Annotated in this window: 1 rRNA gene; it reads left to right on the top strand. The window is 57.7% G+C overall.

Annotated features, from left to right (window positions below):
- Positions 1 to 279 (top strand): 16S ribosomal RNA (locus K1I43_RS15960); the annotation flags it as partial.

Below are 279 nucleotides of genomic sequence, written 5' to 3'. Positions count from 1 at the left end.
CGAGCGGACGATTCAAAAGCTTGCTTTTGGATCGTTAGCGGCGGACGGGTGAGTAACACGTGGGCAACCTGCCCTGTAGACGGGGATAACACCGAGAAATCGGTGCTAATACCGGATAATACGAAAGGCCGCATGGTCTTTCGTTGAAAGGAGGCGCAAGCTGTCGCTACAGGATGGGCCCGCGGCGCATTAGCTAGTTGGTGAGGTAACGGCTCACCAAGGCGACGATGCGTAGCCGACCTGAGAGGGTGATCGGCCACACTGGGACTGAGACACGGC

Origin of the sequence: Anoxybacillus sp. ST70 (assembly GCF_019553625.1) — a bacterium.
Taxonomy (GTDB): Bacteria; Bacillota; Bacilli; order Bacillales; family Anoxybacillaceae; genus Anoxybacillus; species Anoxybacillus gonensis.
This window is presented reverse-complemented; position numbering and strand designations above follow the sequence as displayed.